The sequence below is a fragment of the Xanthomonas sp. F4 genome (assembly GCF_011761895.1).
Window position 1 is genome coordinate 406,606 of sequence record NZ_JAASQX010000001.1, and the last position, 25,465, is coordinate 432,070.

Consider the following 25,465-nt stretch of genomic DNA (forward strand, 5'->3'; position numbering starts at 1 on the left):
AAAGCTCCGGTCAATGGCGAGAAACTCGCGAAGTCCGGGCGCCGTTGTCGCTCAAGCCTCGCGCCGAGCCTGGCCGGATCTGGAGACGGAGAATCCGGTCTCGATCCGGTCGCAGCGCCCCTCGGCGCAAGGGGTAACCGATTATAGCGGCTGCTGCGTGTGGCGCTTGAACACGCGGTCAGAACATGGAGGACACGCCCAGGCCCAACCATCGACAGGGGGCGCCCGACGCCGGCCCTGCTACCGTCGTCGGTTCGTTCGATGGGAAGGAGAGGGGAGAGATGAACCAGATCACAGTGCGCGGGCGCCGCCGCGTCGCCAGGCCGGTCTGCGGCCTGCTGTGCGCGGCCCTGGCCGCCGCCGGCAGCGCCGCCGCCAACGCGGCCTCGGCACCTGCGGCGGCGGCCACCGCCGATCCAGCCGACAGCGGCTATCAACTGCCGTCGGCGCCGCTGCAGGCCATTGTCGACGCACCGCGGCCGCCGCAACTGTCGCTGAGCCCGCGGCGCGATCTGGCGGCGATGCTGCAGCTCCCCGCGCTGCCCGGCATCGCGCAGGTCGCGCAGCCGGAACTCAAGCTCGCCGGCCTGCGCATCCATCCGCGCACCCGCTCGCAGAGCCGGTTCGTCTTCGGCGACAAACTGTGGTTGCTGCGCATCGCCGACGGCAGCGAGCTGCGCATCGACGGCCTGCCGTCGCCGCTGTCGATCGCCGGCATGGCCTGGGCGCCGGACCAGCGTCATCTGGCCTTCAACCGGGTCGACGCACGCAACGGCGCCAACGAGCTGTGGGTGGTGGACATCGCCGCGCAGCGAGCGCGGCGGATCGCCGAGCGGCTGAACACGGTGTCCGGCGACGGTTACGCATGGATGCCCGACAGCCGCCAGTTGCTGGTGCTGCTGCAGCCGCAGGAGCAGGGCGCGGCGCCGCCCGCCGATGCAGTGCCGACCGGGCCGGCGGTGCAGCAGACCGCGGGCGGTGGCGCCACCGCCTTGCGCACCTATCAGGACCTGCTGAAGAACGAGGCCGACGCGCGCCAGTTCGACGATCAACTGCGCGCGCAGCCGGCGCTGGTCGATGTCGACGGGCAGGTGCAGCGCATCGCCAACCCGGACCTGTACCTGTCGCTGGCGCCGTCGCCGGACGGCCGCTATCTGCTGGCGCAGCGCCTGCAGCGGCCGTTCTCCTACCTGGTGCCGGCCAGTGGCTTCCCGCGCACCATCGAGGTGCTCGACCGCGCCGGCAAGCCGGTGCACACGCTGGCGCAGCTGCCGCTGGTGGAAGGCCTGCCGACCGGCAACGATGCGGTGCGCACCGGCGTGCGCGACATCGACTGGCGCAGCGACGCGCCGGCCACCCTGGTCTGGGCGGAAGCCCAGGACGGCGGCGACCCGGCGCGCGAAGCGGCCGTGCGCGACGCGGTGATGATGCAGGCGGCGCCGTTCAAGGCGCCGCCGGTGACGCTGGCGCGCCTGCAGTCGCGCTTTGCCGGCATTGCCTGGGGCCGCGGCGATCTGGCCCTGATCGACGAGTTCTGGTGGAAGACGCGGCAGACCAAGCAGTGGCGCGTGGCCCCGGACCATCCCGCGCAGGCGCCGCAGCTACTGGCGCAGCGTTCGCAGGAGGACCGCTACGCAGATCCCGGCACGCCGGTGACGGAGCGCGATGCCGCCGGCAACCCGCGCCTGTTGATCGCCGCCGATGGCCACAGCCTGTTCCTGCGCGGCGAAGGCGCTTCGCCGCAGGGCGATCGGCCGTTCCTGGACCGCTACGATCTGGACACGCGGAAAAGCACCCGCCTGTTCCAGTCGCAGGCGCCGTACTACGCGGTGCCGCAGGCCCTGCTCGACGACAGCGGCCAGCGCCTGCTGATCACCCGCGAGACGCCGCAGGAGCCGCGCAATTTCTATCGGCTCGACAGCGCGAACGCCGAGCCGGTGGCGCTGACTCGCTTCACCCATCCCACGCCGCAGTTGCGCGACGTGCACAAGGAGCAGATACGCTACCGGCGCAAGGACGGCGTGGAGCTGACCGCGACCCTGCTGTTGCCGCCGGGCTACGACGCCAAGCGCGACGGCCCGCTGCCGATGCTGATGTGGGCCTACCCGGGCGAGTTCAAATCCGCCGATGCCGCCAGCCAGGTCACCGATTCGCCGTATCGGTTCAATGCGATCGGCTACTGGGGGCCGCAGGCGTTCCTGGCGCTGGGCTATGCGGTGCTCAACGACCCGTCGATGCCGATCGTGGGCGAGGGCGCGCGCGAACCCAACGATACCTACGTCGAGCAATTGGTCGCCGATGCGCAGGCGGCGGTGGACGAGGTGGTGCGGCGCGGCGTCGCCGATCGCGATCGCATCGCCATCGGCGGGCATTCCTACGGCGCCTTCATGACCGCCAACCTGCTCGCTCATACCCGCCTGTTCAAGGCCGGCATCGCCCGCAGTGGCGCCTACAACCGTTCGCTGACCCCGTTCGGCTTCCAGTCCGAGGAGCGCACCTATTGGCAGGCGCAGCCGGTGTACCAGGCGATGTCGCCGTTCAACTACGCCGACCGGATCAAGGATCCGCTGCTGCTGATCCACGGTGCCGAGGACAACAACTCCGGCACCTTCCCGATCCAGAGCGAGCGCATGTACGCGGCGATCAAGGGCAACGGCGGCACCGCGCGGCTGGTGATGCTGCCCAACGAGGCGCATGCCTACCGCGCGCGCGAGTCGGTGCTGCAGATGCTGGCCGAGAGCGAGCGCTGGCTGCGCACCTATCTGGGGCCGGCGCCCACGCCGACTGCGGCAGGCGCTGTGTCGCGCTGAGTCGTGCCTGTGCCACGGCCGCACGTTTTCGTGCAGCCGTGGCACAGGGCACTGCCGTGCGGTGCAAATGGTTCGCTTTGAAACCGTCGCCGCGGCCGACGGGACGCGATCCCTTTTCGGTTAGGCTTGCGGCGCCCCCACTGCCGAGCCATGCGTTTTCCGATGAACGAGTCCCGCAGCAGTATCGTTTTCGCCACACCCGACCTTCCCTTGCGCGACGACGTGCGTCGCCTCGGCGCCCTGGTGGGCGACCTGCTCGCCGAACAGGTCTCGGCGCAGTTCCTGGACGAGATCGAACGCATCCGCACCACCGCGATCGCCCGCCGCCAGCGTGCCGCGCCGCTGTCGTCGCTGAGCGAGCAGCTCGCCGGCCGCGCGCCGCGCGACGCCGAGGCGCTGGTGCGCGCCTTCAGCACCTACTTCCAGGTGGTCAACATCGCCGAGCGCGTGCACCGCATCCGCCGCCGCCGCGACTACCAGCGCAGCAGCGCCGATACGCCGCAGCCGGACGGCCTGCACGACGCCTTGCGCCGGCTCAAGGCGCAGGGCGTCGGCCTCGAGGAGCTGCGCGACTGGCTGCCGCGCATCGACGTCGAGCCGGTGTTCACCGCGCACCCGACCGAGGCGGTGCGGCGCGCGCTGCTGGAGAAGGAACAGTTGATGGTGGCCAGCCTGGTCGACAACCTCGACGGCCTGCGCACGCCTGGCGAGCGCGCCACCGACGCGGCGCGCTTCCGCATGGCGCTGACCGCCTCGTGGCAGACCGCCGATTCCTCGCCGGTGCGTCCCACCGTGGAGGACGAGCGCGAGCACGTCGGCTTCTACCTGACCCAGGTGCTGTACCGGGTGATCCCGGTGATGTACGAGACCCTGGAGCACGCCATCGAGGAGACCTACGGGCAGGCGCTGACCCTGCCGCGGCTGCTGCGTTTCGGCACCTGGGTCGGCGGCGACATGGACGGCAACCCCAATGTGGATGCCGCCACCATCACCGCCACCCTCGACGCGCAGCGGCGCGCGGTGCTGGAGCGTTATCTGAAGGAACTGTGGCAACTGGCCAGCCTGCTCAGCCAGTCGACCACCCTGGTCGCGGTCAGCGCACCGCTGCTGGAGCAACTGGAGCGTTACCGGCAACTGCTGCCGGAGGCCGCCGCGCGCTCGCGGCCGCGCCACGGCGACATGCCCTACCGATTGCTCAACGATCTGATGCGCGCGCGCCTGCAGGCCACCCTGGACGATGCGCCGGGTGCCTATGCCGCCCCGGCCGAACTGGAAAGCGACCTGCAGTTGATCCTGGACAGCCTGCAGGCCAACAAGGGCCTGCACGCCGGCTGGTTCGCGGTGCGGCGCCTGCTGTGGCGGGTGCGCAGCTTCGGTTTCCACCTGGCGCGGCTGGACGTGCGCCAGGAGTCCAGCGTGCACGCGCGCGCGGTCGCCGCCGCGTTGGACACGCAGGACTGGGATGCGCGGGCGGTGGAGGAGCGCGCGCGCCTGCTCGGTCCTTACGCTGGCGGCGAGCAGACCCTGCCGGCCGCCGACGACGAAGGCAATGCGCGGCTGGACGCGGTGTTCGCCGCGCTCGCCGATGCGCGCGCGCGGCACGGCGCCGACGCGCTGGGCAGCTACATCATCTCGATGGCGCACGACCGCGCCGACGTGCTGACCGTGCTGGCGCTGGCGCGCCGCGGCGGCCTGGTCGATGACGACGGCGCGGTGCCGCTGGACATCGTGCCGCTGTTCGAGACCGTGGACGATCTGCGCGGCGGCACCGCGACCTTGCGCGACCTGTTGGCCGATCCGGTCTACCGCCGCCACCTGGCTGCGCGCGACGACGTGCAGATGGTGATGCTCGGCTATTCCGACAGCGGCAAGGACGGCGGCATCGCCGCTTCGCGCTGGGGCTTGCAGCGCGCGCAGGTGGAACTGCTGGAGGCGGCGGCCGAATTGGGCATCCGCCTGACCTTCTTCCACGGCCGCGGCGGCTCGATCGTGCGCGGCGGCGGCAAGACCACGCGCGCGCTGGAGGCGGCGCCGCGCGGCAGCGTCGACGGACGTCTGCGGGTCACCGAGCAGGGCGAGGTGATCCACCGCAAGTACGGCATCCGCGCACTGGCGCTGCGCTCGCTGGAACAGATGACCGGCGCGGTGCTGCTGTCGAGCCTGCGCCCGCGTGCGGCCGACGCGCGCGAGGACGGCTGGCGGCCGGTGATGGACCTGGTCGCCGAACACAGCAGCCAGGCGTATCGCGGCTTTGTCGGCGATGCCGAGTTCATGCGTTATTTCCGCCTGGCCACGCCGATCGACGTGATCGAACGCATGACCCTGGGCTCGCGGCCGTCGCGGCGGCTTGGCCAGGATGCGGCGCTGTCCAACCTGCGCGCGATTCCCTGGGTGTTCGCCTGGAGCCAGGCGCGCGCGGTGATTCCGGGCTGGTACGGCGTGGGCAGCGGCCTGCAGGCGGCGGTGGACGCCGGCCACGAGGACGCGCTGCGCGCGATGGCCGTCGACTGGCCGTTCTTCCGCACCTTCCTCGACGACATCGCCATGGTCCTGTCCAAGGGCGACCTCAACATCGCCGAGATGTTCTCGCGCCTGTCCGGGCCGCTGCACGAGCGCTTCTTCCCGCGCATCCGCGACGAGCTGGCGCTGACCAAGGGCTGGGTGAAGACGCTGACCGGGCAAACCTCGCTGCTGCAGCACGATCCGCGGCTGGCCTTGTCGATCCGCCTGCGCAACCCCTACATCGACCCGATCAGCGTGCTGCAGGTGGACCTGCTGCAGCGCTGGCGCGCCACCGAGGGCGAGGACGAAGACCTGCTGCGGGCGCTGGTGGCCTGCGTCAACGGCGTCGCCCAGGGCGTGCAGAACACCGGCTGAGGCCAGTGCTTCAAGGTGCCGCCGGTCGATGCCGGCGGCTGCCGACCGCGATCCGCTTGCAAGCGGACAAAATTGTCCGATAATGCCGCGCATGGAAATGCGAGCCGATACCGCCCACCGCCGCCGCTTGTTGCTGGACGCCGCCGACGAGGTGTTCTGCGAGCATGGCGTGTTGGCGCCGTTGGAACTGGTGGTGGAGCGCGCCGGGCTCGGCCGCGCCACGCTGTACCGCCATTTCGCCGACCGCACCGAACTGATGGCGGCCCTGCTGGAACGCGGCCTGGACGGCCTGGAGGGCTGCGCGCGCGAGATCGGCACGCGGCCGGACGGGCTGTTCCTGCTGCTGTACGACGTCGCCGAGCACATCGCGATGTCGGCGCCGCTGGCCGACTATTGGCGGTCGATGCCGCGCGAGCATCCGACGATCGCCGCGGCGCATGCGCGGGCGATGGCGATCCTGCTGCCGTACCTGCAGCGTGCGATCGCCGCCGGCCTGTGCCGTGCCGACCTGGACGACCAGGATCTGGGGTTGGCGATGGACATGCTCGGCGCCTGCCAGCGTGGCAGCGACGAAGCCGAGCGCAAGGCGCTGGCGCAGCGGGGTTGCCGCCTGCTGCGCCACGCCCTGGCCACGCCCGCAGCGGCGGCGGACTTGTGAGCCGCGCTGCCGGCGCTGCGCGGCAGCGCGCCGCGGCGGACACGGGCGCGCCCAGACGGCGCTGGCCGCGGCGGCTGGCACGCGCGCTGGCGATGCTGGCGATCCTTGCCGCCAGCCTGTGGGGCGCGCTGTTCCTGAGCTACCTGCCGCATACCGGCGCCGTGGTGCGCTACGGCTCGGCGCTGCTGTGGGCCGCGCTCGGCGCCGCTGCGCTGTGGGGCCTGCGGCATCCGCGCGAGTACCGCGTACTGCCGCTGTTGTTCGCGGTCGGTTGCGCGGGCATGGCGGTGGGCTGGTCGGCGCTGCAGCCGCAGCAGAACCGCGACTGGGCCGACGATGTCGCGCAACTGCTGCAGCCGCAGGTGGACGGGCACGTGGTGACCCTGCACAACGTGCGCAACTTCGCCTGGCGCAGCGACCACGACTACACCCCGCACTGGGAGACCCGCCGCTACGATCTGGACCGACTGGCCTCGGCGGACCTGGCGCTGTCGTACTGGATGGGGCCGGCGATCGCCCACACCCTGGTCTCGTTCGGCTTCGACGACGGCCGTCGCGTGGTGTTCTCGCTGGAGATCCGCAAGGAGCGCGGCGAGGCGTTCTCGGCGCTGGCCGGATTCTTCCGCAATTTCGAGCAGGTGATGGTGGCTGCCGACGAGCGCGACATTCTGGCGGTGCGCAGCAACGTGCGCGGCGAGGACGTGTACCTGTATCGGCTCAACCTGTCGCGCGCGCAACTGCGCCAGCTGTTCCTGGGCTACGTGGCGCGGGCGCAGCAATTGCAGCGCACGCCGCGGTTCTACAACACCGCCACCAGCAACTGCACCACCATCGTGTTCGAACTGGCGCGCAAGCTCGATCCCGCGCTACCGCTCGACGTCCGCCTGCTGCTGTCCGGCTACCTGCCTTCCTACGTTTACGCGCAGCACGGCTTCATGCCCGGCTACAGCCTGGCCACGCTGCGTGCGCGCGGCCGTATCGGCGAACGCGCGCGGGTTGCGGGCGCTGACGCCGACTTCTCCACGCGCATTCGCGCCGGCATTCCCGGCGACGATCCGGCGGCCACGCCATGACCCTGCGCGCACGTCTTGCCCGCTGCGCCGGCACCGGGCTGTTGGCTGCCGCGCTGCTGCTCGGCACCGGCTGCGCGATGGTCAGCGTGCAGTCGCGCAGCGCCGCCGATTACATCGCCACCCAGCGTGGCGACGTCCTCAGCACCGGCAAGCTCAGCGACGCCAGCCTGGAGACGCTGCGCGTGCTCGCGCTCGATCCCAAGACTTGCGAGGCGGACGTTGCGGCCTGCGCCACGCAGCTGCGCGCATTGCAGGGGCTGGACCAGGAGCGGCGGCTGGCGACCCTGTCGGAGCTGTGGGTGCATGCGGCCAATGTGCGCACGCCGCGGCAGGCGAGGGCGCTGGACGATGCGACGCTGCAGGCCTGGCTGGAGGCCGCGCGCTACGCCTACGCCTATCTGTTCTATACCCAGCGTCCGGCCAGCGCGCGCGCGTTCGAGGACCGGCAGACCCAGGTGCGCGACTACTACAACTACGCGGTGCAGCAGGTGGTCGGCGAGCTGTTCCTGCGCTGGCGTGCCGGCAGCGCCAGCGGCGAACTGCACGACGACGACATGCTGCGCACGGCCGGCTGGCAGGTGCGCGCGGACATGGGCAGTTTCCGCCTGCCCGGCGGGGTGGCGCGGCCGGACGCGATGCTGCCGGCGTCGACGCTGCGCTTCGACGGCCTGCGCAGCACCTACCGGCGCGACGGTTTCGGCGCCGAGCTGGTCGCGGAGATTGCGCCGTCAAAGGTCGGCGACCCGACCGCGGCAACCGCTGCCAAGACCGCGCCGGACCCGCACGCGCCGGCCTTCAGCGAGATGCCGTATGCGCCGACCACGGTGCTGCTGCGCTTCGACGGCGACAGCCTGGCGCAGGTGCTGGACACCCGCAGCGTGGTGGTCGCGCCCTACGATCCGTATCGCGATGGCGAGGTCGAGGTGCACGGCCAACGCCTGCCGCTGGCGGCCAACTTCACCGCCGCCTACGGCCTGTGGCTGGCCCGTGCCGGCTTCGCGCGGCAGTCGCTGCGCTCGATGCTCGGCCGCGAGGATGGCATCGAGCAGCCGCATCTGTACCTGATGCAGCCGTACGATCCGGACCGGCGCATCATCCTGATGCTACACGGCCTGGCCAGCAGTCCGGAAGCCTGGGTCAACGTCGCCAACGAGTTGATGGGCGACGAGCAGCTGCGCCGCCACTACCAGATCTGGCAGGTCTACTATCCGACCAACATGCCGATCGCCTGGAACCGTGCGCAGATCGACGCGCTACTGCAGCAGACCTTGCGCCATTTCGATCCGCAGGGGCAGGCGCCGGCCTCGCAGCACATGGTGCTGATCGGCCACAGCATGGGCGGGGTGATCGGGCGCCTGTTGGTCAGCGACTCCGGCGACACGCTGTGGAACGAGCTGATCGGCGCACGCGGCGACCGCCGCCCGCTGGATCCGCAGGCGCTGGCGCAGTTGCAGCCGCTGCTGCGCTTCGCGCCGTTGCCGGAGGTGGACCGCGCCATCTTCATCGCCGCGCCGCAACGCGGCACCACCTTCGCCGAAGGCCGCCTCGGGCGCCTGGCCGGGCGCCTGGTACGCCTGCCGGTGACGCTGCTTGATCGCTTGAATACTCTGCTGCAGGGAATCGACGGGCCCGATGGCGCGCCGGTGCGCGTGCCCAACAGCATCGACAACCTGCGCGACACCGATCCGTTCGTGCGCGCGGCGGCTGAGTTGCCGATCGCGCCGGCGGTGCGCTACCACACCATCATCGCCCGCCGCGATCCGGCGGTGCCGCTGGCCGATTCCGACGATGGGCTGGTGCCGTACCGCAGCGCACATCTGCCTGGCGCGGTCTCCGAACTGGTGATCACCTCGGGCCACAGCGTGCAGGAGACGCCGCAGGCGATCCTGGAGATCCGCCGCATCCTGCACGCGCAGCTGCAGGTCGACGCCGCCGCAACGCCGCGCTGAGGACACCGCGGCGCTCGGCCGCGCCAGCGTCTCGAAGCGCAGCGGCGGCATTGCGTCGCGCACCGCACCCACCGAGAGGCGGGCGACGCATCCCTGCAGCCCCATCTCCACGCAACTCGGATAGACGCGCCCAACGCGTCGCGCTTGCCTTGGCGCCACGCCCCGTAGCGCCGCGCCGTGCATCGTCGCGGTTGTGCCGAATTCCGCGGGAAATGCGTCGGATCGATGGCCGATGGCGGTGGGTGACATCGTTGTCATCAAATTGCAGCCGCGCCCGCCAACAATGCGCGCCGCCGTGAACACGATCACGGCCTCTCTCCCCACCATGCCCGGCCTGCGGAACATTCCGTTGGTCGCGCCTACGCTCGGATTCTTCATGTCGCACTCGATCCATCTTCCCAAACGCCTGTCATGGGCGATCGCCGCAGCGTTGCTCGGTGTCGCGCCGATGGCCTTGGCCCAGGCGCAGGATGCGCAGGAGACGCAGAACCCCGCGTCCGACGCCAGCGCCAAGACCCTGGACAAGATCACCGTCGCCGTCACCCGCTACAACGCCGCGGACATGCAGATGGCGGCCACCAACACGGCCAACGTGCTGTCGGCCGAAGACCTGAAGTACACCGCCGTGCACAACATCGCCGAGGCGCTGGGCCTGCTGCCGGGCGTCAACGTGGTCAACACCGGGCAGTCGTACTTCGGCGGCGTCGACGGCGCCGCGCGCGGCGAGGGCATGTTCGCCTCGGTGCGCGGCCTCAACGCCGAGTACAACGTCAACCTGATCAACGGCGTCAACGTCGCCCAGGGCCTGCCCTACAGCCGCAGCGTGCAACTGAGCCTGCTGCCGCCGTCGGGCCTGCAGACCATCGTGTTGAACAAGACCTCCACCGCGGCGATGGACGGCGACGCGATCGGCGGCACCATCGACTACCGCACCCCCAGCGGCTTCGACTACAGCGAGGCGATGGGCGGCAGCGTCACTGCCAGCGGCCGCATGGAAAGCCGTGCGCGCGACTACGGCGACAGCGGCCTGGGCGAGGGCGCATCCGGCGAGTTCCACGCCAAGTTCGGCGCCGACAACCAGTTCGGCATCTACACCAGCGCGTACTACGACGAGCGCCACTACGTGAACAGCGAAGTGGCCAACGCCGCCGCCTCGCGCGGCGACTGGTCGGGCAAGTACTTCTCGCGTACCACCGCCAGCGGCCAGCCGGCGCCCGGCTACGATCCGCAGGACCTGCTGATGGCCACCGGCGCCAACATCGGCTATTCCGCCGGCGACACCAAGCGCTACGGCGGCAACGTGTCCTTCGACTGGCACGTCGACCCGAGCCTGCAACTGTACGCGCGCGCCACCTACGCCTACGCCAAGACCGAGCAGAACACCGGCTACACCCAGCTGGTGCCGGCCAACGTGAGCCTGGTGCAGATCGGCAATACCGGCGTGTATCAGCCGCAGATCAACCGTGTTGCGGTGCGCTACTGGTACGAGACCAACCCGGAAGTGGCGGACCTGGCCACCTTCCAGTTCGGCGCCGACAAGCAACTGGGCAACTGGACGCTGTCGCCGAACCTGTTCTACAGCTACGGCGACAACGATCGCCCGGACCACGTGGAAATTTCCGCGCGCGTGGACCAGTACGCTTCGACCCAGTTCCCGTACGGCGGCGCCAACACCTTCTCCGGCTACGACAGCGAAGGCTTCCCCAAGCCGCTGCTGACCCCGGCGATCCAGGCCCAGGCCAGCGACATCGGCAGCCTGTATGCGCGCCGCTACGGCCAGTTGACCAAGTCCTACAGCGGCCAGACCAAGGGCGGCGCCAAGTTCGACGTGCGCTACGACTTCGACCAGGGCGCGCTGAGCAACATCCAGTTCGGCGTGAAGTACGTCGACAGCTCCCGCGACTTCACCTCGCGCGACTGGACCAACAGCAAGTTCACCGACGGCACCCTGCTGCGCAACACCGGCCTGGTGGTGGGCCAGTACGATTCGGTGTACCCGGGCAAGTACGCGTGGCCGACGGTCAAGCTCAGCAACGGCGGGTTGAAGGCGATGATCGCCCAGCACCTGACCGCGGCCAGCTTCGACACCTGCGGCAGCCTGGCGATCAACAACCAGAACTGCGCGACCATGCGCGGCGACGAGGCGGTCACCTCGGCGTATGCGATGGCCACCTTCCGCAGCGGCGACCTGGAAGTGATCCCGGGCGTGCGCTTCGAGCACACCAGCATCCGCAACACCTTCTGGACCATGCCCGAAGACGCCAACGGCAACGAACTGCCCGGCTTCTTCAGCAGCAACCGCACCAGCTACGACGTGCCGCTGCCGAGCGTGTTCCTGAACTACCGCCCGGGCGCCGGCAATGCGGTGTACCGCGCCTCGGTGTGGACCAGCTACACCCGGCCGGCGCTGGTGCAGCTCGGCGGCGGCGCCAACTACGACGTCTCCAGCGACGGCACCACGGTTATCACCGAGGGCAACCCGGACCTGAAGCCGATCAAGTCGCTCAACGTGGACCTGTCCGGCGAGTGGGACAACGGTCATGGCGGCCACGCCATGCTGGCCGGCTACTACAAGCGCCTGACCGACTACATCTACGAGAGCGGCTCGGATCCGGCCAACGCCGGCAGCAGCGCCGGCGCCGGCAACGTGCGCTACGTGCGTCCGCAGAACGGCGGCGACGGCAAGGTGCTGGGCCTCGAAGCCGCGGTGCGGCAGACCCTGCAGGGCATGCCGGCTCCGCTGGACGGCTTCGGCATCGGTGCCAACCTCACCCGCCAGACCACCCGCGTGGACCTGGGCATGGACGGCTTCCACGACGAGCGCATCCAGAACGCGCCGGACCTGATGGCCAACGCCGAACTGTTCTACGAGAAGGGTCCGCTGTCGGTGAACCTGGCCTACCACTATTCCGGCGAATACGTCTCGGTGTACGACTATTACAACCGCGGCGCGACCTGGGACGACCTGTGGGTCAAGCCGATCACCCGCGTGGACCTGCACGTCGGCTACACCTTCAACGAGCACCTGCGTGCCGACCTGTCGGTGGCCAACCTCACCAATCGCCTGAGCTACTGGGCGCACGTGGGTCGCAACAGCACCGCGATCTCAGACATCGTCGATGCCGGCCGCACTGCGTTGTTGAACGTGAAGTACACGTTCTGAACCGGGCGCTTGCGCACGCTGGACGTCCCCACCCGCCGCACGGCCCTCTGCCGCGCGGCGGGTGGGGCGTTGTGTGCAGCGCGCTGCTGCTCGTCTGGCTGGCGCTGATTGGCCTGCCGGGAGCGGCCAGCGCGGCAGAGGCACCGGCGACAGTGCCGATCGACGGCTTGCGCCTGGACCAGGTGCAACTGCTCGGCTCGCACAACAGCTATCGGCCGGTGCCGACGGCGCAGGTGCGGCAGCGCCTGCAGGCGCACGACGCCGCCGAATGGCCGGCACTGGCCTATGGCCATCCTTCGCCGCAGGCCCAGCTCGCGCTGGGCCTGCGGCAACTCGAACTCGACGTGGCCGCCGACCCGCACGGCGGCCTGTATGCCGCGCCGTATGCGCGTGCCGATGCGGCGACCCGCGCCAGGATGCATGCGCCAGGCGCCAAGGTCCTGCACCAGCCGGGCCTGGACTACGCCAGCCATTGCCTGCGCTTCCGCGACTGCCTGGCGATCCTTGCCGCCTGGTCGCGCGCGCACCCGCGGCATGCGCCGCTGGTGGTGCTGGTCAACGCGGTGGATTTCGATCCGGTGCCGGGCCTGTGGCCGCACCGTGCCGCCTTCGATGCCAACGATCTGGACGCGCTGGACCGCGACATCGCCGAGGTGGTCGGGCGCGCACGCCTGATCGTGCCCGATGATGTGCGCGGCGCCGCGCCGAGCCTGCGCGACGCGGTGCTGGCGCATGCCTGGCCGCGCGTGGCGCAGGCGCGTGGCCGCATGTTGTTCGTGCTCGACGGCAATCCGCGGCACGAGGCGCTGTATCGACAGGAGCATCCATCGCTGCGCGGACGCATGATGTTCGGTTGGTATGCGCCGGACCAGCCGGAGGCGGCGGTGTTGTCGATCGAGGATCCGCTGGCCGAGGCGTCGCGGATCCGCGCGCTGGTCGCGCAGGGCTTCGTGGTGCGCACCCGCGCCGATGCCGAAGGCCGCGAAGCACGTGCGCACGACCGGCGCCGTGCGCAGGCGGCGCTGGATGCCGGCGCGCAGTGGATCAGTACCGATTACTACGCCGGCGCGCCGGATCCGCAGCAACTGCACTACTGGCTCGGCATCGCCACGGGCCTGCGCTGCGACCGGGTCACCGCTGACTGCGGCGCGACCGCGCCATGAGATTTTCCATCTTGGGAACGACGATGAAGACAAGCTTGCGCTGGATGCTGTGGGGCGTATTGGTGGTGGCGACGTTGGGCGCGCAGGCGCGGCCGGCGCCGAAGACTGCGCCCGCGCCCGCGCTTCAGGTGGAAAAGGTGTGGATGCTGTTCCGCCATGGCGTACGCGCACCGCTGCCGGGCGAGGCCGCGGCTGCTGCGCTGGCGCCGCAGCCCTGGCCGGTATGGGACACGCCGCCGAGCCTGCTTACCGCGCATGGCCGCACCGCGGTGGAGCGCAGCGGCGACTACACCCGGCAATGGCTGCTGCGCGATGGCGTGCTGCCGGCCCAGGGCTGCCCCGCCGACGGCACGGTCAGCATCTACGCCAACACCGACCAGCGCACCATCGTCAGCGCGCAGTTGCTCGCCGACACCCTCGCGCCCGTCTGCCATCTGCAGGCCGGCCACCAGGCCGAGGGCAGTGACGACCCGCTGTTCCGCCCGGTGGAAGCCGGCGCGGTGGAGTTCGATGCCGCCGCCGCGGTGGCCTCGATCCAGCGCCAGACCGGTGGGCCGGGCGCGGTGCTGGCACCGTATGCACGCGAACTGCGGACCATGCAGGAGATCCTTGGCTGTACCGACACCTGCGACTTCGTGCACATGCCGTCGTCGCTGACTCCGGGCGGGAACGGACGCAGCCTGGCCCTGCACGGACCGCTGGACCTGACCTCGGGCACGGCCGAGGTGTTCATCCTGCAATACGCGGAAGGCATGCCGCTGGACCAGGTCGGCTGGGGCCGCGCGACCCCGGCGCGCATCGCTGCGGTGTCGCGCCTGCATGCCCTGCTGTTCGAGATCTATGCGCGGCCGCAGTACATGGCCGCGCGCGCAGGCGCGCCGCTGGCGCACCGCCTGCTGGACACATTGGATGCGGCCGACGCGCCGCGGCTGAGCGTGCTGGTCGCCAGCGACACCCATATCGCCGCGCTCAGCGGCCTGCTCGACCTGCACTTCCATCTGCCCGGTTTCGGCCGCGACGACGCACCCCCGGGCGGTGCGCTGGTGGTGGAGCAGGTGCGCGACGCACGCGACGGCCAGCGCTACGTGCGCGTGCGCTACCAGGCGCAGTCGCTGGACCAGCTGCGCGCACTGACCCCGCTGAGCCTGCGCCATCCGCCGCTGCTGCAGACCCTGCAGATTCCGGGTTGCAGCGATCCAGCGACCGGGCTGTGCCCGCTGCCGAAGTTCCAGTCGTTGCTGCAGGCGGCGCTACAGCGGCGCGGCTGAGCAGTTCGCCGCGCCTCTGCGCTTTTGCTCGTCTGCTCGTCGTAGGAGCGGCTTCAGCCGCGACAGGCCTTCCCAGGAATGCCCGTCGCGGCTGAGCCGCTCCTACGACGGGCGGCGTGCTGACGCGTGAATGGATGACGCGTTGCCCGGCATTGCGGTGCCGTGTCCTTTGCTCGCGGCGACCGCGATGCGCTGCTGATCCTGTAGGAGCGGCTTCAGCCGCGACAGGCGTTCGTCGTGACGCCCAGTCACGGAGGCGGTGGCCTACGACGACGCATCCGCGACAGCGTCTGTGTCGACGGTTCAGCACCACCCATCACCCCAAACGCAGAACGGGCCGCAGTGCGGCCCGTTCCGTGTCGCAAGCGCGGCAGGCCGGCTTACTTCAGCTTGGCGTCCGCGCGCAGTGCCTCGGCGCGGTCGGTCTTCTCCCACGAGAACGCGGTGGCCTGGTGCTGGGCGCCGGTGCCGTCGGTGTAGGTGAAGGCCTTCGGGGTACGGCCGAAATGGCCGTACGAGGCGGTCTGCTGGTACATCGGGTGGATCAGGTCGAGCATCTGGATGATGCCGAACGGACGCAGGTCGAAATGCTTGCGGATCAGCTTCTCGATCTTGTCGTCGGCGATCTTGCCGGTGCCGAAGGTGGTGACCGAGATCGAGGTCGGCTCGGCCACGCCGATGGCGTAGGAGACCTGCACTTCGCAACGGTCGGCCAGGCCGGCGGCGACCACGTTCTTGGCGACGTAACGCGCGGCGTAAGCGGCCGAGCGGTCGACCTTGGACGGATCCTTGCCGGAGAACGCGCCGCCGCCGTGGCGCGCCCAGCCGCCGTAGGTGTCGACGATGATCTTGCGCCCGGTCAGGCCGCAGTCGCCCACCGGCCCGCCGATGACGAACTTGCCGGTCGGGTTGATGTGGAACTTGGTGCCCTTGTGCAGCCACTTGGCCGGCAGCACCGGCTTGAGGATTTCCTCGCGCACGGCTTCGACCAGGTGCTTCTGCTTGATGTCCGGGTCGTGCTGGGTGGACAGCACCACCGCGTCGATGGCGGTCGCCACGCCGTCTTCGTAGCGCAGGGTGACCTGGCTCTTGGCGTCCGGGCGCAGCCACGCCAGCGGCGAGTTCTTCTTCTTGCGCACCTTGGCCTGCTGTTCGACCAGGCGGTGCGACAGGTGGATGGCGGCCGGCATGAAGCTGTCGGTCTCGCGAGTGGCGTAGCCGAACATCAGGCCCTGGTCGCCGGCGCCCTGTTCTTCCGGCTTCTTGCGGTCCACGCCCTGGTTGATGTCCGGCGACTGCTTGCCGATCAGGTTGAGCACGCCGCAGGTCTCGCCGTCGAAGCCGACGTCGGAGCTGTTGTAGCCGATGTCCAGGATCACCTTGCGGGTCAGCGCTTCCAGGTCGATCCAGGCGCTGGTGGTGATTTCGCCGGCGACGATCGCCACGCCGGTCTTGACCAGCGTTTCGCAGGCCACGCGCGCGCGCTTGTCCTGGGTCAGGATCGCGTCGAGCACCGCATCGGAGATCTGATCGGCGATCTTGTCCGGGTGGCCTTCGGAGACCGACTCGGAGGTGAAGAGATAGCTGGACATCGCGGCTATATCCTTGTATTCGGATGAAAAGATGGAGGCGAATGATACACGGGCGCCGGGCGGCGTGCATGGTGCCCGGGGCCGACGTTGCCCAAGGTTAACCGGTTGGCGCGCCACGGTGCGCCCGTCACCTTGCCGTAGCCAGATTGCAAGATCGGTGTCGCCGCCGCGGCCGAAGCTGTGCGCAGTCAGCAAGGGGGCTTGCCGTGCTCGCACTCGAACGCCGTCTTCAGGACCGTTACCCGCATTGGTTTGCCGGGCGCCGCTCGCGGCTGGTCCGGCCATTGCTGCGCGGCCTGCAGAAATGGTCGGGACTGGACGCGCTGGACGCGTTCCTGGAGGCCAACCGCGACCTGCGCGGGTTCGCCCTGGTCCAGGCGGGACTGGATTTCCTGCAGGCCCGCTACGTGGTTGGGCCGACCGCCGCCGAGTGCATCCCGGCGCGCGGGCGCCTGCTGATCGTCGCCAACCACCCCTCCGGCGCGCTGGATGCGCTGGCGCTGCTGGACTGTGTCGGCCAGGTGCGGCGCGACGTGAAGATCGTCGCCAACGATTTCCTGTGGGCGCTGGAAGGGCTGCGCGACCTGCTGCTGCCGGTACGCATCCTCGGCGGTGCGCCGTCGCCGGCCAGCGTGCGGGCGATCGAGCAGGCGCTGGCGCAGGAGCAATGTGTGATCGTGTTCCCGGCAGGTGAAGTCTCGCGGCTGGGCTGGGGCGGCGTCGCCGACGGGCGCTGGCGCCGCGGCTTCCTGCGCTTCGCCCTGCGGAGTGCCGCGCCGGTGTTGCCGGTGCGCATCCATGCGCGCAACTCGGCGCTGTTCTATGGCGCCTCGGCGCTGTTCAAGCCGGCCGGGACCGCGTTGCTGGCGCGGGAGATGTTCGCCCGCCGCGAGCGCCGCATCGCGCTCAGCCTGGGCCGCGCCCGCGCGCTGCCGCAGGACCTGCCCGAAGCCGAGCTGATGCGGCGCCTGCGCAGCGAGCTGTATGCGCTCGGCCGCAGCGGCGGGCAGGCCGCGCCGAGCGAGGAAGCGCTGGTCGCCGCCGAGGACCCGGCGCAGCTGGCCGTGGAAGTGGCGAGCCTGCGCAGCCTCGGCCACACCCTGGACGGCAAGCAGATCCGCGTCGGCCGGCTGCGTGCCGGCTCGGCGCTGCTGCGCGAGATCGGCCGCCTGCGCGAGCTGACCTTCCGCGCGGTGGGCGAGGGCACCGGCCGGCGCCTGGACCTGGACGACTACGACACCTGGTACGAGCACATCGTGCTGTGGGACGGCGCCGCCACCCGCGTGGTCGGCGCCTACCGGGTCGCTCGCGGCGCGCCGGTGCTGGCCGAGCGCGGCCTGGCCGGTTTCTACACCGCCGAACTGTTCCGCTACGGCGAGGGCATGCTGCCGCGCATCGCCGCGGGCATGGAACTGGGCCGCAGCTTCGTTGTGCCTGATTACTGGGGCAGCCGCAGCATCGACTACCTGTGGCAGGGCATCGGCGCCTATCTGCAAGACCATCCGCAGGTGCGCTACCTGTTCGGCGCGGTGTCGATCAGCGCCGCGTTGCCGCAGCAGGCACGCGAACAGATCGTGGCCTACTACGCGCGCTACTACGGCGACGCCAGCGGCGAAGCCGCCTCGGCGCGGCCGTTCCCGTATCCGGAAGCGCCGTCGGCGTTCGACGAACTGGACGCCGACACCGCCTTCAAGGTGCTCAAGGGCAACCTCGACGCGCTGGGTGCGGCGGTGCCGATGCTCTACAAGCAGTACACCGATCTGTGCGAACCCGGCGGCGCGCGCTTCCTCGCCTTCGGCGTGGATCCGGCGTTCAACGACGCTGTCGACGGCCTGATCGAGCTGGACCTGCAGCGCATCCGCAGCAAGAAGCGCGCGCGCTACCTCGAACGTCCCCGCAACGAAGCAGAGGTGGTGGCATGAATCCGGTCAGCAGCCTGTCGCCGCGCCGCGCGGTGTTCGTCTCCGACGTGCACCTGGGTGCGCCGCATTGCCATGCACGCGAACTGGCCGATTTCCTCGGCGGCCTACGCTGCGAACAGTTGTACCTGGTCGGCGACATCGTCGACTTCTGGTGGATGGCGCAGCGCCGCGCGGTGTGGAGCGCGGCGCACCAGCGCGTGATCGATGCACTGCATGCGCTGGCCCGTGGCGGCACCGAACTGATCTACGTGCCCGGCAACCACGACCGGCCGATCCGCCGCTTCTGCGGGCTGGCGCTGCCGGCGATGCAGGTGCGCCGCCGCGCGGTGCACGCCACCGCCGACGGACGCCGCCTGCTGGTGGTGCACGGCGACGACTACGACAGCGTGACCCAGTTCGGCGGCCTGCAGGAGAAGTTCGGCGACTGGCTGTACTACCGCATTCTCACCGGCAACCAGCTGACCAACCGCGTACGCCGCCGCCTGGGCATGCGCTACTGGTCGCTGGCCGACTACCTGAAGCGGCAGAGCAGCGCGGCCGAGCGCTACATCGAGCGCTTCGTCACTGCCGGCCTGGACGACGCGCGCCGTCGCGGTCTGGACGGGGTGATCTGCGGTCATGTGCACCGCGCCGGCCTGTTCGAACGCGATGGCCTGGTCTACGCCAACGACGGCGACTGGGTGGAAAGCCTCACCGCGCTCGCCGAGGAGGCCGACGGCACGCTGCGCCTGCTCTCGCATCGCGGCGACGTGCTGCGCGAACTGCCGCCGCGCCTGCGGCTGGTGCAGGAGAACGCCTGGCCGCGTGCGGCCTGAGGCAGACGGTTCGCGCGCGGCTACGCTGCGCCGCTCTCTGCGGAGTTTCTGAGCACGTCGTGGACTGCGCATGCCGCAACCACGGTGCGGGTCGACCGGACGCAGCGATGCCACAGTGGCACTGGACGGCGGCGTAGAACTCGGCGTGACGTCCATTCCATGATGATCGACGTGGTGCGGATAGCGCCGCGGCGTGCGCTTGCCCGGCCTCCAGCGCATCGGGTCTACTGCGTTGCGATGGAGCGATACGCCCGGGCAGGAGCACATGGCCGCGCCCGGTTGTCGCCCCGGGCCATATCGCTGCGGCGCACCTGCGCCGCATCCCGATCAGTTCTGGAGCCGTGGAGCACGTGAAACCAGGGAAGGCAGTGTGCGGCCGGTCGCTGCGATCCGCATGGACGTGGTCGAGCCCGATCTGGTCGGCGTCTTGCAGCACGACCCTCCAGGCCCAGGCCACCACTGCACGCGCGTGGCAGCGGGCACGCGTCCGAGCGGCGTGCCTGGGCGTCCTGCTCGCGGCGTGCGGGACAGCGATCGCGCAGAACACGGTCTACGGCTGCACCGATGCCGAGGCACCGCGCAAACTCCCGGATGCGATGCTGTGCCTGCAGCAGGCCGGCCTGTCGACCTTGCACACAACCGGTGGCACGCGGATGGACGCGCTGTTCGCACGGGCCAAGGAACAGCTCGACGGCGGCCGCTTCGACGCCGCCGAGCAGGCGCTGGACTGCGCCGAGGCCAATATCGGCGATGCCGGCGACGCGCGATGGCGCTACGAACTCACGCGCCGCCGCGGCATTCTCGATTTCCGTCGCGAACGCCTGCCGCAGGCGCTGGCGCGCTTCGAGTGCGCGGCCACGCTGTCCCGCTCGCTGCACGACCGCGTGGGGCAGGCGCGCGATCTGAACAACGTCGGTGCGGCGCTGCGCCGGCTCGGCGATTTCCGCGGCGCCCTGCGCAACCTGACGCTAAGCCTGGACCTGCAGCGTGCGCACGGCGCAGTAGCGGCGTCGGTGCTCACCAATATTGCCGACGTCTATCGCGAACTGCGCGAGTCCGACACCGCGATGCGCTACTACCGCGATGCGCTGGCCGCCAACCGCGCGCAGGGCGACGCCATCGAGGCCGCGCACGTGCAGGAAACCATGGCCGAGCTGGCGCTCGACAGCGGCGACACGCCGCAAGCGCTGGCTTGGTTGCAGGAGGCCCTGGCCGTGTACCGCGCGCAGGGCCGCCGGGTGTACGAACTGCGTGTCCACGACGGCCTGATCCGTGCGGCGCTGGCGCTTGGCGATGTGGCGCAGGCGCAACGCTGGAGTTCCAGTGCGCTGGCGCTCGCCGAGGCGTGGGCGCTGCCGCTGCCATCGGCACTGCAGCTGCAACTGGCGCGGACGGCCCGGCTCGAAGGCAATGCCGCGGCGGCCGCGGCACGCCTGCGCGAGGCGCTGGCCGCGGCCGCCGGCGGCGATCCGGTGCGGGTGCCACTGCTGGAGGAACTGGCACGGCTGCAGGAAAGCAGTGGCGACACGGTGGCCGCCATCGCCACCCTGCGGCGCGCGAACGCAGAAGCCGCCGCATTGGTGCGCGCGCAGCACGATCGCCAACTGGACTGGTTGCGGATCCGCTTCGACACCGCCGAAAAGCAGCGCACCATCGACGCCCTGCAAAGCGAAAACCGCCTGCGTCAGGCCCAGCTGCGCCAACGCACGCTGCTGCTGTGGCTGGCGCTGGTGTCTGGCGTCGCCGCCGTGCTCGGCGTGTGGCTGTTGCTGCAACGTCGCCGGCAGCGCGAGCGCTTGCTGCAGGCCGCGCGGCAGGTCCGCCACGAGGAGCAGCTCGCCCGTTATCGGCGCGAGGCCGATGCGCTGGCCGAGGATCGCAGCCTGCTGCAGACCTTGCTCGACAGCCGCGAGGATGCGCTGTGCCTGCTCGATGCCGAAGGCCAGGTCCTGGCCGCCAATCGTGCGGGCCGCCTGCTGCTTGGCGGCACGGACGCCGCCGAACCGGTAGGGCAGGCGGTGTTCGCCTGCGTTGCCGAACGCGACCGTCCGGCGTTGCAGGCGGCGCTGGAGCGTATGGAGGACAGCGCCGCGCAGCGCCTCGAGGTCGTGGCGCGGCACGGCACACCGCTCGCCGTTACCCTCGCACCCTGGCGGGGCGGCGATGGCCTGGTCGTCCTCGCCCTGCAGGAACGCGACACTGACGCGGCGTCGGACACCGCGCAGGCCGAGCACACGCAACAGGAAGCCGCCGCGCCTGCGTTGCGCGATGCCTTCCGACGCGCGCTGGTCGACTTGATGCTCGCGGTCATCGACACCTGGGAGCGCACCACGGCGACCGGCCGGCTGGAGTTGGCCGAGCGCAGCCGGATCTGGCGCGTGAACATCGACGATGGCCGCCTGCGCGCGCGGGCGATGGAGCGCTACCTGGCGGTCTCCAAGTTGCCCAGCAACCCGCGCTGGCGGGACGTGCTGCGCTCGGCCTATTTCGTGCTCGCGCACTGCGAGGGAATCTCGGCAGAGGCGCGCGCCGCGCTGCAGTCGCGGATCGACACGGTGCTTGCCTACACCCGACGGGACGCGCTCGGCTGAGCGTGCCTGGCCGCCCTGCTGGCGACCGTTGGCCGCCCTGAGGAGCGAGCGCGCCTGCACGGTGGGTCAGCGCCCGCGCTTGGCCGGGCAGACCACGCACGCGCCCTTCAAGCCTTGTTCCATGCGGTAGGCGCTGTGGTGGTCGCGGGCCAGGAAGGTCGTCGGGCCGAGCACGATGGGCTTGGCCGATCGCGACGGGGCCACCACCTCGCAATAGGCGGCAATGGTGTTCAGCGTATTCGTGTACGGCTCGTGGCTATCGACCACGCCGCACTTGTCCATGGTCTGCCGCAGCTGCTGGCCGTCGAAATCGAACTTCACCACGACCTCCGGTTCCTGGTCCTGCTCCAGGCACCAGTCCGGTGGCAGGGTGTCGTGGCCGTGGGCGATCAGCGGCAAGCTCAGCAGGACCGCGACGAGGGCGGCATGAAAGACGGAGCGGGAGGCAGGCATCGGAATCTCGCAATGCGCAGAAGGGAAGCCGCAGCCTACGAGTGGCGCGACGGCCGATGCCAGCGCATCCACGGGTATAGACCGGGAATAAATCCGGCTAACGCATTGATTCTTCGGTGGCGGCATCGCGCCGCGCCGCAGGATCGCGCGCCCGCGACCGGTGGTGCTCGTATCCGGGCTTCGTCAATCCGACCCGGTTCATTCCATGGGCGGCCCGGCTTCGCCCTCGTGCTGCGCCGTCGCCCTGCCTAGCCTGGAATCGCCGGATCGCACCGTGTGTCGATGCGGCGGTGGCCTTCCTCCGGGGGCGGTGCACGCATCCCAGCCATCTCCAATCCCTTCCATATAGCGAGAGAACGCTCATGAAGAAGAAGTTCCTTGTCGCAACCGCTCTGCTGGCGGGCAGCGTCGTCGGCACCCCTGCGCTGGCGGCCGAGAACCCGTTGGACCATGCCGGCATCCAGCACAACATGTACCTGGGCTGCCTGATGGACCTGAATGCCACGGCCGAGGACGCGCTGACCCTGCTGGTCAAGAAGTGCGGCTATGCCCCCGGCGTGCCGCTGGAGCGGTACATCGCCACGCAGCAGCCGATCGTCGACTCGATCGATCCGACGCGGTCCCTGACGGAAAACCTGCCCGCACTGCGCCAGCAGTTCAATGCCTACGAGTACTCGTTCCTCGTTCGCATGGATCAGATCGTCGAGAACGCCGCGGACATGGATGCCGCGGCGGCCCAGTTCGAGGCGCTGGAGCGCGAGGCCATCGCGCGGCTCGATCCCAAGTCCGAGAACGGCGCGCTGATCCTGGGCGGGCTGAGCGTGGCCAGGCATTCCAATGGCTACTGGTCCAAGCAGGCGGCCGAGAGCGGCGTCACTTCGAAAGGGCGGTTCTGGAAATGGCTGGCCGTCGTCGTGAGCGACGTGGGTGGCTATTTCCTCTCGAATCACGACGTCGGGGCGGCGGCCACGGTCTCGAGCCAGGCCCACGACGTGATCTTCGACACGGCGAGCCCGACTCCCAATCCGCAACCCTGAGTCGATCCATCTGCCGCCAGCCTTCCAGGAGACCCGATCGGGCCAGACACGCCGAGGGGGGAGGCCCGATGGGCGCCTTCCCCTGTATCGCATTGCGCCATGTGCCGGTGCGTCGGTGGTCGCCCTTTGCGGGGCCTGCAGGAACGTCGAGACCTGGCCACCTCTCTCTCCATCCATTGCACGAGAATGTTCATGAACAAAAAACTCCTTGTCGCGACCGCCGCCCTGCTGGTCGGCAGTGCCTTCGGCGCGGCCCCCGCGCTGGCGGCCGAGAATCCGATGGAACAGGCCGGCATCCAGCACAACATGTACCTGGGCTGCCTGATGGACACCAACGCCCCGCCCGACGAGGCCCTCGCCGCGCTGGTCGAGAAGTGCGGCTACAACCCTGGCATGCCGCTGGAGCGCTTCATCGCCACGCGGCAGCCCATGGTGGATGCGATCGACCCGACCCGGCCGATGACCGAGAACCTGGCTGTACTGCGCCAGCAGTTAAGCGCCTACGAATTCTCGTTCATCGTGCGAATGGACCAGATCGTGCAGAACGCCCAGGACCTGGACGCGGCGGCGGTGCAATTCGAGGAACTGGAACGGGAAGGCATCGCGCGGCTCGATCCCAGGTCGAAGAACGGCGCGCTGGTCCTGGGTGGGCTGAGCGTGGTCAGGCACTCCACGCGCTACTGGTCCAAATTTGCGGCCGACGCCTCATCGAGACAGGCTGCGCCTCCGCACACGGGCTGGGCGATCGTCGCAGCGAGTGATGCGATGGGCTACTTTCTCTTTGGTGACAGCGAAATGGCATCTGGCACCTCGTATTTGGCCTTTGGCATCCTCGTTTCACAGGGATATTTCCCACTCTACGCATCCGGAGAAATTTCCCCCTGATCCTGCTTCAGGCAGTGCAGATGAAATAAAGAAAGGCGTCCCCGACGGGGCGCCTCTCCCTGTCGGGCACATCGAGAATGCGGGTATCTCACCGCTGCGCATCGAGCACTGCATCGCTGCTAGCATCCCCCGATGGATTCCCTCACCCAGATCGTGCTCGGCGGCGCCGTTGCCGCGGCCATCGCCCCGGCCGCGCATCGGCGCGCGGCACTGCTCGCCGGTGCCGCGCTCGGCACCGTGCCGGATCTCGATTCGCTGATCCTGCTGCCGCTCACTCGCGATCCGGTCACGCTGATGACGGTGCATCGCAGCGTCAGTCATTCGCTGTTCGTGCTGCCGCTGCTCGGCTGGCTGATCTGGTGGCTGTTCCGCCGCCTCGGCCACGGGCGCGTGGCCGAGGCGCCGCGTCGCTGGTTCTGGGCGATCCAACTGGCCTTGCTCACCCATCCGTTGCTGGATGCGTTCACCGTCTACGGCACGCAGCTATGGTGGCCGCTGCGGCCGCCGCCGGCCATGTGGTCGAGCGTGTTCATCATCGATCCCGCCTACACGCTGTGGCTGCTGCTGGCCTGTGGCATCGCATGGTGGGCGCGCGCGCGCCGCTTTGCGCAGCAGGCTTTGCTTGTCGGACTGCTGTTGAGCAGCGCCTACCTGGGCTGGTCGCTGCTGGCCAAGCACCTGGTCGATCGGCAGGCCGACCGCGCGCTGGCGGCGATGGGCCTGGCGCAGGCGCCGCGCTTCTCGGTGCCGATGCCGTTCAACACGCTGTTGTGGCGGGTGGTGGCGATGACGCCGAGCGGCTATGTGATCGGCGAGCGCTCGCTGGTCGCCGATCGTGGGCCGATGCGCTTCCAGGGCTATCCCTCCAACACCCAGGCGCTGGCGCAGGTACGCGACCTGCCGGCAGTGCAGCGACTGAGCTGGTTCAACCGCGGTTTCATGCGTGCGCAGGTCAGGGACGGCGAGCTGGTGCTCAGCGACCTGCGCATGGGCCTGGAACCGGACTACAACTTCAACTTCGCGGTGGCGCGGCAGCAGGGCGACTGCTGGGAGGCGATTCCACCGCGGCAACTGCAGGCCGCGTACCGGGCGCCGGTGGCACGTGGGCAGATTCGCGCAGCGCTGGCGCGGATGTGGCAACGGATCTGGGTCGAACCGGCGTCGCCCGCGCCGGTCGGCGCGCAGGCATCGCCAGCGGCGCCGTGAGCG

Annotated in this window: 16 protein-coding genes and 1 riboswitch; of the genes, 14 read left to right on the forward strand and 2 right to left on the reverse strand. The window is 69.9% G+C overall.

All coding sequences use genetic code 11. From position 1 onward, the window contains the following. Positions 1 to 29: 29 nt before the first annotated feature. A riboswitch (S-adenosyl-L-homocysteine riboswitch) is annotated at positions 30 to 129 on the reverse strand. 152 nt (positions 130 to 281) lie between these two features. The 8 genes from FHR66_RS01775 (at position 282) to FHR66_RS01810 (ending at position 14,961) form a co-directional block, all read left to right on the forward strand. Next, positions 282 to 2,810 carry a S9 family peptidase gene (locus FHR66_RS01775; protein WP_260302850.1) on the forward strand — a complete coding sequence of 843 codons (2,529 nt, stop codon included), beginning with the start codon at positions 282 to 284 and terminating at the stop codon, positions 2,808 to 2,810. A 162-nt stretch (positions 2,811 to 2,972) separates the two neighbouring features. Then, positions 2,973 to 5,687 carry a phosphoenolpyruvate carboxylase gene (ppc, locus tag FHR66_RS01780; RefSeq protein ID WP_160966675.1) on the forward strand — a complete coding sequence of 905 codons (2,715 nt, stop codon included), beginning with the start codon at positions 2,973 to 2,975 and terminating at the stop codon, positions 5,685 to 5,687. Between the two features lie 82 nt (positions 5,688 to 5,769). Then, a complete protein-coding gene (locus tag FHR66_RS01785; RefSeq protein ID WP_160966677.1) occupies positions 5,770 to 6,345 on the forward strand; it encodes a TetR/AcrR family transcriptional regulator in 576 nt (191 codons plus the stop codon). 92 nt (positions 6,346 to 6,437) lie between these two features. Further along, positions 6,438 to 7,418, forward strand: coding sequence for an Lnb N-terminal periplasmic domain-containing protein (locus FHR66_RS01790; protein WP_160966679.1), 981 nt, complete (start codon positions 6,438 to 6,440; stop codon positions 7,416 to 7,418). Then, entirely contained in the window at positions 7,415 to 9,367 is a 1,953-nt protein-coding gene (locus FHR66_RS01795; RefSeq protein WP_160966681.1) for a lipase family alpha/beta hydrolase, read from the forward strand. Before FHR66_RS01790 ends, FHR66_RS01795 begins: the two co-directional genes overlap by 4 nt. Before the next feature lie 448 nt (positions 9,368 to 9,815). Then, positions 9,816 to 12,530, forward strand: coding sequence for a TonB-dependent receptor (locus FHR66_RS01800; RefSeq protein WP_167087653.1), 2,715 nt, complete (start codon positions 9,816 to 9,818; stop codon positions 12,528 to 12,530). A gap of 71 nt (positions 12,531 to 12,601) precedes the next feature. Beyond that, on the forward strand, positions 12,602 to 13,693 hold the full coding sequence (locus tag FHR66_RS01805) for a Ca2+-dependent phosphoinositide-specific phospholipase C (RefSeq protein ID WP_343160669.1): 1,092 nt from the start codon (positions 12,602 to 12,604) through the stop codon (positions 13,691 to 13,693). Positions 13,694 to 13,716: 23 nt separating this feature from the next. Next, positions 13,717 to 14,961, forward strand: a complete 1,245-nt coding sequence (locus FHR66_RS01810; RefSeq protein WP_167087289.1) for a histidine-type phosphatase — start codon at positions 13,717 to 13,719, stop codon at positions 14,959 to 14,961. A 380-nt stretch (positions 14,962 to 15,341) separates the two neighbouring features. Here the strand turns inward: FHR66_RS01810 and metK are convergent, their stop codons facing one another. Next, positions 15,342 to 16,553, reverse strand: a complete 1,212-nt coding sequence (gene metK / locus FHR66_RS01815) for a methionine adenosyltransferase (protein ID WP_010342184.1) — start codon at positions 16,551 to 16,553, stop codon at positions 15,342 to 15,344. 206 nt (positions 16,554 to 16,759) lie between these two features. Between metK and FHR66_RS01820 the strand changes: the two genes are divergently transcribed. From FHR66_RS01820 to FHR66_RS01830, 3 genes are all read left to right on the forward strand, one after another. Beyond that, a complete protein-coding gene (locus FHR66_RS01820; protein ID WP_343160670.1) occupies positions 16,760 to 18,475 on the forward strand; it encodes a lysophospholipid acyltransferase family protein in 1,716 nt (571 codons plus the stop codon). Further along, positions 18,472 to 19,290, forward strand: coding sequence for a UDP-2,3-diacylglucosamine diphosphatase (locus tag FHR66_RS01825; RefSeq protein ID WP_160966683.1), 819 nt, complete (start codon positions 18,472 to 18,474; stop codon positions 19,288 to 19,290). Before FHR66_RS01820 ends, FHR66_RS01825 begins: the two co-directional genes overlap by 4 nt. Before the next feature lie 653 nt (positions 19,291 to 19,943). Further along, the gene (locus FHR66_RS01830; protein WP_160966685.1) at positions 19,944 to 21,881 is read left to right on the forward strand and encodes a tetratricopeptide repeat protein; all 1,938 of its coding nucleotides are present in this window, start codon (positions 19,944 to 19,946) and stop codon (positions 21,879 to 21,881) included. A 66-nt stretch (positions 21,882 to 21,947) separates the two neighbouring features. Here the strand turns inward: FHR66_RS01830 and FHR66_RS01835 are convergent, their stop codons facing one another. Further along, on the reverse strand, positions 21,948 to 22,334 hold the full coding sequence (locus FHR66_RS01835; RefSeq protein WP_160966687.1) for a hypothetical protein: 387 nt from the start codon (positions 22,332 to 22,334) through the stop codon (positions 21,948 to 21,950). Positions 22,335 to 22,696: 362 nt separating this feature from the next. Here FHR66_RS01835 and FHR66_RS01840 point away from each other — a divergent pair, with 362 nt between their 5' ends. From FHR66_RS01840 to FHR66_RS01850, 3 genes are all read left to right on the forward strand, one after another. Then, entirely contained in the window at positions 22,697 to 23,371 is a 675-nt protein-coding gene (locus FHR66_RS01840) for a hypothetical protein (protein WP_160966689.1), read from the forward strand. Positions 23,372 to 23,563: 192 nt separating this feature from the next. Then, positions 23,564 to 24,256, forward strand: a complete 693-nt coding sequence (locus tag FHR66_RS01845; RefSeq protein WP_237475298.1) for a hypothetical protein — start codon at positions 23,564 to 23,566, stop codon at positions 24,254 to 24,256. Positions 24,257 to 24,388: 132 nt separating this feature from the next. Continuing rightward, a complete protein-coding gene (locus FHR66_RS01850) occupies positions 24,389 to 25,462 on the forward strand; it encodes a metal-dependent hydrolase (RefSeq protein WP_160966691.1) in 1,074 nt (357 codons plus the stop codon). The last annotated feature ends 3 nt before the right edge of the window (positions 25,463 to 25,465 follow it).